The organism is Limosilactobacillus walteri (assembly GCF_014830205.1).
GTDB lineage: Bacteria > Bacillota > Bacilli > Lactobacillales > Lactobacillaceae > Limosilactobacillus > Limosilactobacillus walteri.
The window spans coordinates 14,380-27,635 of sequence record NZ_QORN01000018.1 but is presented as its reverse complement, the minus strand read 5'-3'; the positions used below and the strand labels follow the sequence as shown (position 1 = coordinate 27,635).

The window sequence follows — 13,256 nt, the reverse complement described above, 5'->3', positions numbered from 1 at the left end:
AATGGCAGAATTAGTAATTGTTCGTCATGGACAGAGCCAAGCAAACCGCGATAACATTTTTACCGGTTGGACGGATGTTCCATTGACCCCTAAGGGAATTGAACAAGGCGAGATGGTCGGTAAAGAACTGCAAAAGCTAGGAATTCAGTTTAGTGATGCCTATACTTCATATATGCAACGGGCTATCGTGACTACTGATATTATTTTAGCCGCAATTAACCAGCTATACATTCCGGTTCATAAGACTTGGCGGTTAAATGAACGCCATTACGGTGCGTTGAGTGGTCGAAATAAAGACGAGGTAAAACAAGAAATTGGTGCAGAACAGCTCCATAAATGGCGCCGTGGATTTAAAGACCTGCCACCACAATTGAAAACTCGTCAGCACGAGCGGCGTTATGACCGGTTAGGGGTAAAAATTCCGCTTAGTGAAAGCCTTGAGATGACCCTGCACCGTCTTCTTCCGTACTGGGAAGATCACATTGCGCCTCGCTTACTTGATGGTCATAATCAATTGATCGTAGCACATGGTAGTTCCTTGCGGGCATTGATCAAATACTTAGATGGGATTCCGGATGACCAGATTGACAAAGTAGAAGTTCCAAATGGAAAACCGATTTTATACCGTTTTGATGACCACCTTAATGTCATCAAGAAGACTTTTATAACAATGGATGGTGAAACTGATGACAATACACGAACTAGCAAATAATCCAACACTTGACGAACAGGTACGGTTAATTGAAAATGTCACATACGCTGCGATGGATGGCGAAGCGTTACATATGTCAATTCTTGCTCCTTGGACCCAGCGTTTTCCCCAGCAATATCAAACCACACCCCGCCCCCTAATTGTTTTTGTTCAAGGAAGTTCTTGGCGAACGCCGACATTGGGGGAAGAAATTCCTCAATTAGTTCAATTTGTTCATGCGGGTTATATTGTGGCGACAGTTCAACACCGAAGTTCAATTGATGGGCATCCGTTCCCTGCATTCTTACAGGATGTTAAAACTGCAATTCGTTTTCTCCGGGCGAATGCTAAGAAGTATGCGATTAATCCGCATCAAGTAGCAATCTGGGGTACTTCATCAGGAGCTAATGCCGCCATGCTGGTCGGCCTAACCGGCAACGATCCGCGGTATAAAGTTGACCTTTACCAAGATCAATCAGATGCGGTGGATGCAGTTGTGAGCTGTTTTGCCCCGATGGATGTTGCTAATACTTTTGAATATGACGCTAATGTCCCGGGAAATAAATTATTACAATATTGCCTGCTTGGATCAGACGCTTCTAAGTGGACAGAAATTGAAAGGCAAATGAGTCCGCTATATCAGGTAAAAGACGGGCAGAATTATCCGCCGTTTTTGTTATTCCATGGAGATGCGGATAAGGTAGTTCCTTATGAGCAAATGGAAAGAATGTATATGCGCTTAAAAGATAATGGCAATAAAGTAGAAGCCTATCGAGTAAAAGGTGCTAATCATGAGCGTGATTTCTGGAGCCCCACGATTTATAATACCGTTCAGAAGTTTTTGGATGATCAATTTAAATAAAATTCCATAAATATATTGACAACTTATTTTTGATAAGTTATTATTTTGACATACTAAGTTAGGAGGAACATGTCATGTTCAACATTCAATTTGTTAACGCAGCTGTTTGTTGTTGTGGATCGCGTCTTATGCGACCCACGTTTTGGCGTGTTTGCTTTTAGTTAAGTAACTGCTAACATATCGGGAATAATGCATAAGGCGCAGATTCAAGTAATTAATTCTTGGGTTTGCGCCTTTTTTGTATTCAATTTTGGAATTATTAAAGGAGATAATTATTATGAAGTTCAACACTCAATTAATTCATGGCGGTAATAGTGAAGATCCAGTAACCGGGGCAGTATCGACCCCTATCTATCGCTCATCGACATTTCATCAACACGTTCTTGGCGGAGAACCAAAGTGGGAATATTCACGAACTGGTAATCCAACACGGGCCTCGTTAGAAAAGTTAATTGCCGAATTGGAACAAGGGACTGCCGGCTTTGCATTTGCATCGGGGTCCGCAGCAATTCATGCTGTTTTCTCACTTTTCTCGCAGGGTGACCACTTTGTAGTTGGTAGCGATGTGTACGGTGGAACTTTTCGGTTAATTAATAAGGTCTTAAAGCGATTTGGCCTTGAATTTACAGTTGTTGACATGCGCGATTTAGCGGCAGTCGCGGATGCTATTCAAGATAATACAGTTGCGGTTTACTTTGAAACTCCGACCAATCCATTACTTCAGATTGCTGATATTCAAGCGGTGGCTACCATTGCTAAAAATCATGGTATAAAGACAATTGTCGATAATACATTTGCTACTCCTTACAATCAGCAGCCACTAACGCTTGGTGCTGACATTGTTGTCCATTCTGCCACTAAATACCTTGGCGGTCACAGCGATGTCGTTGCCGGATTAGCGGTGACGAATGATGAGCAGGTTGCCGAGCAACTAGCCTTTCTTCAAAATTCAATCGGTAGCACGCTTGGACCTGATGATAGCTGGTTATTACAACGAGGAATGAAGACTTTAGGAGCACGGATGCGGGTTCATCAGGAAAATGCCGATGCGGTAATTGAGTTTTTACAAAAGGATCCACATATCGGTAAAATTTATTATCCAGGGCTAAAGGACTTTTCAGGCCATGAAGTAGCTACTAAACAGATGCGTAACTTTGGTGCAATGATTAGTTTTGAATTGCAAGCAGGTCTTGATGCTAAAAAATTTGTTGAAAGCCTCCAGTTGATTGATTTAGCGGAGAGTCTTGGTGGCATTGAAAGCTTAATTGAGGTTCCGGCAGTGATGACGCATGGTTCTATTCCCCGGGAAATAAGATTAGCAAACGGCATTAAGGATGAATTAATTCGTCTTTCGGTGGGAATTGAAGATCCTGAAGACATTATTGCTGATCTCCAACAAGCACTTAATAAACTAGATTAATTATAAAAGAAGGGAAAGCTTAAATTATGTGGGAAATAATCAAGACATCATTACCACAACTATTAGCAGCGGGATTTAAGTATACGATTCCGTTAGCCATAATTTCATTTTTCTTTGGCCTTATCATTGCTTTAGTAACTGCTTTAATTCGGCTATCTCGGCAGCGTGGCGCCTTTATGATTCTTAAATGGATTGCTAGCTTTTATATCTGGCTTTTTCGGTCCACACCATTATTGGTACAATTATTCATTGTTTTCTTTGGCTTACCGTATTTACGGATCAAGGGAATTTTGCCACATGGGATCAAGCTAGAACCATTTACGGCCGGTATCATTACTTTTTCGCTAAATACTGGCGCCTATGCTTCGGAGACGATTCGGGCAGCAATAAGCTCGGTTCCAGCTGGGCAGTGGGAAGCAGGAGCAGCAATCGGGATGACGCGCTTGCAAATCTTATGGCGGATTATCCTGCCTCAAGCATTGCGGGTTGCATTGCCGCCATTATCAAATAGTTTTATTAGCTTAGTAAAGGATACATCATTGGCGGCATCGATTACGATTATGGAAATGTTTGCGGTAAGCCAACAGATTGCCGCCGAGAATTACCAGCCATTATTGATGTATACCTTAGTGGCAATGGTCTACGCTGTCTTTACAACTGTCCTCTCCTATCTGCAAACCTATTTGGAACGGATAGTAAACCAACGTGTAAGCACAAAGTAGCAGGTGAGAAAAATGAAATTAACAAATATTAATAAAAGTTTTGGCAATAAGCATGTCTTAAAAAATACCACATTAGATTTCCCCGCAGGAAAAACAACGGTAATGGTAGGCCCGTCTGGATCAGGAAAGTCAACAATTCTCCGTTCGCTAAATTTATTAGTGATGCCAGAAAGCGGACAATATGATTTTGGTAATCACCACCTTGATTTTAGTCATAAAGTGAGTAGCAAGGATAAGTTAGCAATTCGGCAAGAAACAGGGATGGTCTTTCAGGATTACAATCTTTTTCCAAACAAGACAGTTTTGGGAAATATCATTGAAGGGCCAACCCAGGTTTTAAAACAGCCAAAGCAAGAAGCAATTAAAGTTGCTCGAGAACTGCTTGCTAAAGTAGGTCTGACAGAGTATGGGGAGGCTTATCCTCATGAATTATCTGGTGGGCAAGCGCAACGGGTAGCAATTGCCCGGGCATTGGCGATGCGTCCAAAGTACATTTTACTTGATGAACCAACGTCAGCGCTTGATCCAGAGTTAGAGTTAAGTGTTCTAAAGGTTCTTTTACAACTAGCCGATGAGCGGCAGTCAATGGTGATTGTCACTCATAATATGGTGTTTGCTAAGCGTGTTGCCGATAAGATAATCTTTGTTGAAGATGGTGAAATTTTATATGATGGCTCGCCAACTAGTTTTTTTGCACCAAATAACCCCAATCAGCGAATTAAAAACTTTATTGCATCAATGACAATGGAAAACTTAAAATAAGGGAGATAGAAACGATGAAATTTTTGAAAAAGACATTATTAATGATAGCTACACTAATTGTTGGGACTTCGGCAGGGATTAGCAGTATCCACGCTGCGTCGTCGGCCGTAAATAGTGAATTAAAAAATAAGGGTGAATTAACAATTGGGCTTGAGGGAACCTACTCCCCATATTCATATCGGAAAAATAACAAGCTAACTGGATTTGAAGTTGACTTAGGAAAAGCAGTTGCCGAGAAGATGGGCTTAAAGGCTAAGTTTGTGCCAACAAAATGGGATTCCTTAATTGCCGGACTAGGTTCGGGTAAATATGATGTCGTGATGAATAATATCACCCAGACGCCAGAACGGGCTAAGCAATATAATTTCTCAACACCATATATTAAATCGCGGTTTGCGCTAATTGTTCCTACTAATAGTAAGATTAAGAGCTTAAATGATATTAAAGGTAAAAAAATTGTGGCGGGAACTGGGACTAATAATGCGAACGTTGTTAAAAAATACAAGGGGAATTTGACCCCTAATGGTGACTTTGCTAGTTCTCTTGACATGATTAAACAAGGTCGGGCTGCTGGAACAGTTAACTCGCGAGAAGCTTGGTACGCTTACAGTAAGCAAAATAGTACGAAAGGGCTTAAAATGATTGATGTTTCAAGTGAACAAAAGCCTGCAAAAATTTCGGCCCTTTTTAATAAGAAAGATACCGCTATCCAATCTTCATATAACAAGGCCATGCAAGAATTACAACAAGATGGAACTGTCAAAAAATTATCTGAAAAGTACTTTGGAGCTGATATTACCAAATAAATAAAAGATGTCACTAACGTCTTGCTCGCTTGATTGAACCAAAGCGTAAATTGAAAGGGATTGTGACATATCCCCTATAGCTGAAAATTCTATAGCGCAACAAAGGGACTCTAGTGTTCGGAAAAACTAAACGCTAGAGTCCTCTTTGTGTCGATAGTAATTTAATTGTTAATGATGATGGCGAATGGCTTGACGGATAAGCGGGTGATGGATTGCCAAGAAAATATCATATGTAAAGCTGGTTGCTACATTTAGCACCCACACGAACCATTCATTTTTGATATTCAGGTAAGCAATTGCAAACAAGTCACGGATTATTTCAGTGAATAGTTCATCGATAATATCATTGTGGTTAAGGGTTGGGTTATAGTGAGCGCTAAAAATAATAATGAGGATAAAGACGATTATCCAGCCGATGAGGTAAGACCAGTTTCGTTTAACAAGCACAACCGGTCGTTGAAATTGATCGACCTTTCCAGTTGTTTTGATTCGAACGCCACTAAGTTGAAAGAGACCAATTAGGATTCCGAGAATTAATAACATTATTGATGCTATAATTTTGCCGAGTGAGCTGTCTTCCTTTAAGGTGATGACCATCATTACTAATGAATAAGCTGGAATAAGAACCATTTCAAACCGAGTAACTTTTTCGTACTCAAATGTCCCGTGAATAAATTTATAAAGTAACAAAAGTAAAAGAATAGCGATCCCCATTCCCCAAACTTCCTTTCAATTTCTTAGGCGTTAGTAAAGTATTTTTGATTTTGCAAAGAATAAAGCTGTATAGTAAGCGGCAAATAGTATCAAGCTAAAATAGTAGAGGCTGAGAGAAAACAAAAGTTTTTCCCCAGCCTCTGCATCTGTTCGTTAAAGATTAGATTATGCTAATGTTCCCATTGGATCCCATGGCTTAAGAACTACTGGACTCTTTGCGTAATCACGCTTTAAGTCATCGCTAAGATACTTTTTATTAATAACGACTTGGTAACAATACTTATCCATCCAAGCATCGCTCATTACAAAGTAGCCTTTATGACCGACTTTGTTCCCCCAAGAGTTTTCGACTTTCCATTTGGTTGGCTTGCCGTCTACAAGGTCAACCCCGGTAATCACCATAGCGTGATCCATCATGCTTTCACCATAGTCAAGGGCCTCTGCCTTAGTCATTTCGAGGTCAACATCAAAAAGCTTATCGTAATCATAAGTATTTAGTGCCATGATACCAAGCTTAGTTTCAGAATATTTGATAACATCAGAACCAAACCAAACGCTTTCACCGTTCTTCAATTGTTCAATTGCTAATTGCTTGAATTCATCCATTGGGAGGTTTAAGTGCTTAATTTCCCGACCGCCAACAACATTGCCTAACATATCAATTGTGTATGTTTGGTGGTACTTCTTATCAGCAGTGGGAGCCTGAATGATTGAAATATAATCATCGAGGTTCCAACCCACATACTTTTCAAAAAACTTTTGTGGCGTTAGGTTTGTATCGCGGTGGAACTTGTTATCTTTTTTAGTTCGGTATTCAAAGTCAAAATGATCAACAGGTTCACCAAATGTATATGCTAAAATCCGATAATTTTCATTTAGCATCTTTCGGCGTTGGTCATCAATTGCTTCTTGATTGGCATGATCTTCATTAATCATCTTCCGTAAGATAACAGCATCATGACGGAGCTTATTATTTAAGACGCCATCAATTCCACGGGAGTTTGATGAATTAAATGATTCTGGCATAGCTGACTTTGGCATTACCCCATACTTACTGATAAGAGCACAAAGCATATCCCATTGACCGCCATCATTTTGAGGTTCATTCATCAACCAAGAAACTTTGCGGCTGTCGGTTGGCTTTTTAGCAGTTTTGATAACATTTTGGTAGAAGTAATTAGATTTTTCAAACTTATCCCAGAAAAATTGGTAGGCTTGCGAAAGTTCAAAGTTATCTGGCAAATTAAACTTTTGCTGCATGTCATGACGCATTGTGTTGAGGGCGGCAAACATCCAGCAACGACCTGATTGCTTTTGGTCCGAAACATCTCCGGTTTTTAAATCAATTGAGAAATGAGGGGAATTATCAGCAATTGAGTGCCAGTTAAAACTAGCGTTGCGAACCCCGTTTTTAGTAACTGTGTTTTCTAAAACGCTGCTGTTAGGGTGGTTACGGTAGTCTTGGTGGAAATTAGCAATATCTTCTTTATTAATCGAAAAGCTCATTTAAAAAATCTCCTTTGTATTTAGTTAGTAAGTCGATTAGCGATTAACGAGCGTGCAATACTTTAGGACCATTTTGCGTGCCAACGATGACATCATTAACCCGGTTTAAGAAGAGACCGGTCTCAACCACCCCTACCATGTGAATCAATTCGTCTGCTAAGGCCTTTGGATCATTAATTTCCCCAAGGTGGAGGTCAATAATATAGTTATTTTCATCAGTCCGGTACTTTTGATCGCCGTCCATCCGCCAAGTTGGTTTGTAACCTTTCTTTTCGAGCCGGTTAAAGACGTGTTGGGCTCCAAATGGAATTACTTCAACTGGTAGCGGAAAGGCGCCAAGTTTGTGAACGAGCTTGCTTTCATCGACGATCCACATTACTTTATTAGAAGCATTTGCAACGATCTTTTCCCAGAGGAGGGCGCCACCGCCACCTTTGATTCCTTGGAAATCGTCACTGATTTCATCGGCCCCGTCAATTGTCAAATCAATGTGGTCAACATCATCGATATCTTTGATGGTAATTCCAAGATCAGTGGCTTGCTTAGCCGTTCGACTAGAAGTAGTAACACCGATAATGTCCTTAATTTTACCTTCTTGAACTTGTTTACCGAGTTCATCAACCATGTATTTAACAGTTGACCCAGTACCAAGTCCGACAATCATACCTGATTTAATGTACTTTACTGATTCTTTTCCAGTTTGTTCTTTTAGTGCATTTTGATCCATATTTGTAATTCCTCCTAATTAAAACGATCCGTGGCTAGAAGCAACTGTTGGTATTCTGGATGTAGCTTAAACTGTGCTACTGCATAAGGGCACATCAATTTTACCGTATAGTGCTGTTCAGTCGCGTACTCGACAAAACGACGGACTAATTCAGCAGCGATTCCTTGACCGCGGTAGGCAGGCTGAACAAAGACCCGTTCGACTACCACCCGGTCATCTGTGTCAGGAACTTTGGGAAAACTAATCTCACCAACAAATGGCTCCTGGTCATCAAACGCAACGATGCGTTGACCATCAACTCGATATTGCATGTAAACACATCCATTCATAAATAATTTTCGATAAACTACTTTTAAAAGTCAAGTAGTTAAAGCAATACCAATCACTTATTATCTAGCATATAATAGTATACTGGAATTATTAAGAATAAAACACTATGAGGTGAACATGATGAAGCGCGGATTTAAAATTGTTTCAAGCAAAATAGATCAAAATTTACATTTACCGCAACGCCAAACAACAAGTGCGGCTGGTTATGATTTTGAAGCATCGGAAGATTTTGTCCTTCCATCAATTTGGAAAGGTAATTTTTTAAAGGCATTATGGCAGCTTCATCAACAAAAGAAGCTGACTGATGAAGAATTTAAGGCAGCTGATGACTGTTTAAAACCCTACCTGGTTCCGACTGGGATTAAGGCATATATGCAAGCAGATGAATTTTTGCTCCTGGCTAACCGGTCAAGCGGTCCGTTTAAACGCCGCCTAATTTTGCCTAATGGGATTGGCATTGTCGATGCGGACTACTATGATAATGATAGTAATGAAGGGGAGATTTTCTTCCAATTAATTAACTATGGTCTTCGTGATTACCATATTAAAAAGGGTGAACGCATCGGTCAGGGAATTTTTATGCCGTACTTGATTGCTGATGACGAACAACAACCGACAGTAAAACGGAGCGGGGGCTTTGGCTCAACAAAAGAATAACTTTATAGAAAGGAATTGAAAAGATGGCGAAAGTACGGACGCAATATGTTTGCCAAAACTGTGGATATAACTCGCCACGGTACTTAGGCCGGTGCCCAAACTGTGGCGAATGGAATACACTAGTTGAAGAACAAGTGGAAACCAATAGTGCGCCGGCAAAGAAAGCAACAACAACCTTAACGGGGCTGGTTGCTAAACCGCAAAAGATTAATGAGATTGATAGCAAACAGACACCACGGGTAAAGACTAAATTAAATGAATTAAACCGAGTTCTTGGTGGCGGAATCGTCCCGGGATCACTGATATTAATTGGTGGAGATCCAGGAATTGGTAAGTCAACGTTGCTTCTTCAAGTTTCGGGTCAACTGAGTGATGAACATCATCGGGTTCTTTATGTTTCCGGAGAAGAAAGCGGCTCGCAAATTAAAATGCGAGCAGAACGGTTAAAGGTAGCAGGGGATGACTTCTATGTTTATCCTGAAACCAACATGGATAGTATCCGTGACACGATTAGGGAACTGAAGCCAGAGTATGTTGTGATTGATTCTGTTCAGACAATGCAAGCAACGGATGTCAGTTCAGCAATTGGGAGTGTTTCCCAAATTCGCGAAGTTACTGCCCAACTAATGCAAATTGCTAAAAGCAATAACATTACAATCTTTGTTGTTGGTCATGTGACTAAAGGCGGGGCACTGGCTGGTCCGAAGATCCTTGAACATATGGTGGATACGGTCCTTTATTTTGAAGGAGACCTTCACCACACTTATCGGATTTTGCGATCAGTTAAGAATCGTTTTGGTTCAACAAATGAGTTAGGAATTTTTGAGATGCATACCAATGGTCTCACAGAAGTCAAAAACCCATCAGAAATTTTTTTGGAAGAACGATTGCAAGACGCAACGGGGTCTTCAGTGGTCGTCTCGCTTGAAGGAACACGGCCGATTTTGGTTGAAATTCAAGCATTAGTGACGCCAACTGTTTATGGGAATGCACAGCGTACTGCTACCGGTTTGAGCCGAAATCGAGTATCATTAATAATGGCAGTGTTAGAGAAACGGGCAAATTTGATGCTCCAAAACCAAGACGCCTATTTAAAAGCAGCGGGCGGAGTAAAATTAGATGAACCAGCAATTGATCTTGCCATCGCGGTAAGCATTGCTTCCAGCTATCGTGATAAGGGAACGCAACCAACAGATGCCTTTGTAGGTGAAGTGGGGCTGACTGGTGAAATTCGGCGGGTTAACCGGATTGAACAACGAGTTGCGGAAGCAGAGAAATTAGGCTTTAAACGTATTTTTATTCCCAAAAATAATCTTAAGGGTTGGACGCCATCAACGGGAATTCAGGTTGTGGGTGTTTCAACGCTCAAGGAGGCTTTGTATCTAGCACTGGGCTAAATTAAATAGAAAGGATGAAGCAAATGCGGCGTAGAATGATTATTATCATCTATATTCTTGTCGGCGCGGCAGTGGGATTTTACTACCTACCATTATTGTGGGATGTTATAAATATCAAACTTAATCCGGCATTATTGGTTTTCTTAGATATTATTATTGGTGCAATTATATTTTGGCTTATTTCGCTCCCATTAGTTGGTGTAACAGAAAAGATGATTCAGCGAGTTGAAAAAGAATTGACCAAGCGTAGTCCGGTCTATCTCTTTTTCGGAACGTTATTAACAATTATCGGTTTAGTATTAGCAGTTCTTATCTCAATTCCGTTATGGCGGACTAATATTCCGGTAATTAACAATATTTTGCCAATACTATTGATGATTATTTTTAGTTATTTTGGTTTTCGCATTGGAACAACCCGGTTAGATGATTGGCGGAAGGCATTTTCACATGTTAAAAGCAATAATAAAAATGATGGAAACAGTGTAATTAAACGTCAAGACGCTAATTATCACCACTATAAAATTTTAGATACGAATATCTTAATTGATGGTCGGATTTATGATTTAGTTAAAACGGGTTTTCTTGAAGGAACGCTATTAGTACCTAACTTTGTGCTATATGAATTACAGTATATTGCGGATTCAGGCGAAAGTATTAAGCGGGTGCGCGGACGACGGGGACTAGATATCTTAAATAAACTGCGAAACGAAAATATTGTTCCAATTGAGATGTATGATGGTGATTTTGAAGATATTCCAGAAGTTGACAGTAAGCTGATTGCGCTTGCTAAGAAGGTTGATGGGGTAATTGTTACAAATGACTATAATTTGAACAAGGTTATTCAATTTCAAAATGTTCAGGTATTAAATATCAATAACCTAGCAAAATCCCTTCGCCCGCGGGTAATTCCGGGTGAAACAATGACGGTTGTCGTTGTTAAAAAAGGGACTGAACGTCAGCAAGGGGTTGCTTACCTTGATGATGGAACAATGGTTGTTGTAGAAGACGGTCGCTACTTTATGGATAAGCAGGTTGAAGTTGAGGTTACAAGCGCCTTGCAAACAGATGCTGGGCGCATGATCTTTGCGCGGCCACTCCATTCACAGCGGGGAATTGATGAGCACACTGACCATAAAGATGATAATAACAAATAGTAGGATAGTTAGCCTGCGGGGGCGTAAAGATGAAGTTATTTATGACTTTGTCTTTACGCCTTCTTTTTTATTAACGATTTTTTGAATTATGTTAATCAATCGCTATGCACTGACTGAACGTATGAAAAATAAATCATTTGTTTTAAATAAAATATTATTAATAAAGCATTGATATATAGCGGTTTTTAAAATACTTTTAAATTTATATATTGAAAAGTGAAAATGCTAATTGTATGATTTTGAGTGTTAAAGGGATTTGTACAAAGGCTTTAATAAACTGATTTTTGAGTTAATTTAGGAGGAGTAAAATTGTTATCTTCAAATAATCAAAGCGGCCAAATCACTGCTGCTGTCGCTAATGACCAACGTAAGGCAGTTAAAAAACTTACTGTTGGCGTTTCGTCCATCTTATTAGGCTTTGCTTTTGCCGGTGCAACAACTGCTCATGCTGATACGACAACCCAGCCTGTTGATGATGCAGAACACATTTCTGCAACAGCTGCCAATCAAACGATAAATAATAGCGCTCAAGTTCTTAAAACAGCGGCTGCTACATCAGCTACTGATGTAAACTCCGCCGCTACAAGCACGATGCAAAATAGTGCATCATCTGTTAATTCAGCTGTTGCTGCTGCTTCGGCAGTAAGCAATACTAGTGACACGGTTGCTGCAACTAGTCAAAGTACAAGCACTAAGAGTGGAGAACAACAAGCTGCTACTGCGGCTGACAATTATGAAGCAGCCGTTAATGCAACTCTGAAGGAAGTAACGCCATCATCAACTCCAGCTAGTGCAAGTGATGTGGCTAATAGCGCATCAACTGCTCAGACTGCTAGTTCGGCGGCTAGTCAAAGCAGCCAAGCGCAAGCCTCAACCGCTATTGAAAATCCAGAAGTTGCTGCGGTACCAATGACCAATTATGATGTTCAACCATATTCGCAAGCACAACGGGAAGCAAATGCGCAAGCGGGACTTAAAATTGCGACAGATTTTGTTAATATCTTAACAGCCCCAACACTAACTGCTAAAATTGGGCAAGGAATTACCTTTATCAAAGATACGGTTAACTTAATCACTCGCCACCCGCTGGCTTATCAACGTTACCAATGCATGACTGCTCGGCAGATTCGGCTTGCTAACCAGCAACATGCACTTGCTTTGAAGCAAAAGCAAATGGAAGCACAGCATAAAGCTCAGTGGAAGATTAACTTTATTATTTCTCAACAACGATTCTTAGCTAATTGGCAACAACGCCTTGCTATTCAACGGCAAACAATGGTTGGGTATTTACGAGCAAATACCAATATTAGTAGTTTCGCCTTTGCCTAATTGCTAGAAGATTATCAAGAATAAAAAATAAACCGCAAACAGCTGGATTGAAGCCGTTCCTTCAAAGTCCATTTGCTTGCGGTCTGTTTTTAAATAAAAAAGAAGCAGCTCGGGAAAAAGCTGCTTCTCAGGGAGTATTACGATAATCTTGGGGGAGATTTCGTAAAAAGAAAATATTT

14 protein-coding genes are annotated in these 13,256 nt (G+C 40.3%); 10 read left to right on the top strand and 4 right to left on the bottom strand.

The genetic code is table 11. From position 1 onward, the window contains the following. Position 1: 1 nt before the first annotated feature. From DTK66_RS05025 to DTK66_RS05000, 6 genes are all read left to right on the top strand, one after another. Positions 2 to 712, top strand: coding sequence for a 2,3-bisphosphoglycerate-dependent phosphoglycerate mutase (locus DTK66_RS05025; RefSeq protein WP_153930050.1), 711 nt, complete (start codon positions 2 to 4; stop codon positions 710 to 712). Further along, positions 687 to 1,553 (top strand): alpha/beta hydrolase, encoded by an 867-nt coding sequence (locus DTK66_RS05020; protein WP_153930049.1) that lies wholly within the window; start codon positions 687 to 689, stop codon positions 1,551 to 1,553. Before DTK66_RS05025 ends, DTK66_RS05020 begins: the two co-directional genes overlap by 26 nt. A 277-nt stretch (positions 1,554 to 1,830) precedes the next feature. Beyond that, positions 1,831 to 2,973 carry a trans-sulfuration enzyme family protein gene (locus tag DTK66_RS05015; protein ID WP_153930048.1) on the top strand — a complete coding sequence of 381 codons (1,143 nt, stop codon included), beginning with the start codon at positions 1,831 to 1,833 and terminating at the stop codon, positions 2,971 to 2,973. Between the two features lie 26 nt (positions 2,974 to 2,999). Beyond that, positions 3,000 to 3,695, top strand: a complete 696-nt coding sequence (locus DTK66_RS05010) for an amino acid ABC transporter permease (protein ID WP_153930047.1) — start codon at positions 3,000 to 3,002, stop codon at positions 3,693 to 3,695. Positions 3,696 to 3,707: 12 nt separating this feature from the next. Beyond that, positions 3,708 to 4,457, top strand: coding sequence for an amino acid ABC transporter ATP-binding protein (locus DTK66_RS05005; RefSeq protein ID WP_153930046.1), 750 nt, complete (start codon positions 3,708 to 3,710; stop codon positions 4,455 to 4,457). A 14-nt stretch (positions 4,458 to 4,471) separates the two neighbouring features. Then, a complete protein-coding gene (locus tag DTK66_RS05000) occupies positions 4,472 to 5,263 on the top strand; it encodes a transporter substrate-binding domain-containing protein (protein ID WP_153930045.1) in 792 nt (263 codons plus the stop codon). 168 nt (positions 5,264 to 5,431) lie between these two features. Here the strand turns inward: DTK66_RS05000 and DTK66_RS04995 are convergent, their stop codons facing one another. The 4 genes from DTK66_RS04995 to DTK66_RS04980 form a co-directional block, all read right to left on the bottom strand. Next, positions 5,432 to 5,977, bottom strand: coding sequence for a hydrophobic protein (locus DTK66_RS04995; RefSeq protein WP_225209000.1), 546 nt, complete (start codon positions 5,975 to 5,977; stop codon positions 5,432 to 5,434). A 165-nt stretch (positions 5,978 to 6,142) separates the two neighbouring features. Then, positions 6,143 to 7,483: a C1 family peptidase gene (locus DTK66_RS04990; RefSeq protein WP_191667952.1), complete on the bottom strand. Its 1,341-nt coding sequence runs from the start codon at positions 7,481 to 7,483 to the stop codon at positions 6,143 to 6,145. Between the two features lie 43 nt (positions 7,484 to 7,526). Continuing rightward, positions 7,527 to 8,210, bottom strand: a complete 684-nt coding sequence (rpiA, locus tag DTK66_RS04985; RefSeq protein WP_191667951.1) for a ribose-5-phosphate isomerase RpiA — start codon at positions 8,208 to 8,210, stop codon at positions 7,527 to 7,529. A 14-nt stretch (positions 8,211 to 8,224) separates the two neighbouring features. Then, the gene (locus DTK66_RS04980; protein WP_153930041.1) at positions 8,225 to 8,521 is read right to left on the bottom strand and encodes a GNAT family N-acetyltransferase; all 297 of its coding nucleotides are present in this window, start codon (positions 8,519 to 8,521) and stop codon (positions 8,225 to 8,227) included. Positions 8,522 to 8,660: 139 nt separating this feature from the next. On the opposite strand from DTK66_RS04980, the gene DTK66_RS04975 reads away from it, so the two are divergent. The 4 genes from DTK66_RS04975 to DTK66_RS04960 all read left to right on the top strand — a co-directional run bounded on the left by DTK66_RS04975 (position 8,661) and on the right by DTK66_RS04960 (position 13,077). Next, positions 8,661 to 9,197: a dCTP deaminase/dUTPase family protein gene (locus DTK66_RS04975; protein WP_153930063.1), complete on the top strand. Its 537-nt coding sequence runs from the start codon at positions 8,661 to 8,663 to the stop codon at positions 9,195 to 9,197. A gap of 23 nt (positions 9,198 to 9,220) precedes the next feature. Next, positions 9,221 to 10,594, top strand: a complete 1,374-nt coding sequence (gene radA / locus DTK66_RS04970) for a DNA repair protein RadA (RefSeq protein WP_153930040.1) — start codon at positions 9,221 to 9,223, stop codon at positions 10,592 to 10,594. A gap of 14 nt (positions 10,595 to 10,608) precedes the next feature. Continuing rightward, positions 10,609 to 11,748 carry a PIN/TRAM domain-containing protein gene (locus tag DTK66_RS04965; protein WP_153930039.1) on the top strand — a complete coding sequence of 380 codons (1,140 nt, stop codon included), beginning with the start codon at positions 10,609 to 10,611 and terminating at the stop codon, positions 11,746 to 11,748. Between the two features lie 309 nt (positions 11,749 to 12,057). Further along, the gene (locus DTK66_RS04960) at positions 12,058 to 13,077 is read left to right on the top strand and encodes a hypothetical protein (RefSeq protein WP_191667950.1); all 1,020 of its coding nucleotides are present in this window, start codon (positions 12,058 to 12,060) and stop codon (positions 13,075 to 13,077) included. The last annotated feature ends 179 nt before the right edge of the window (positions 13,078 to 13,256 follow it).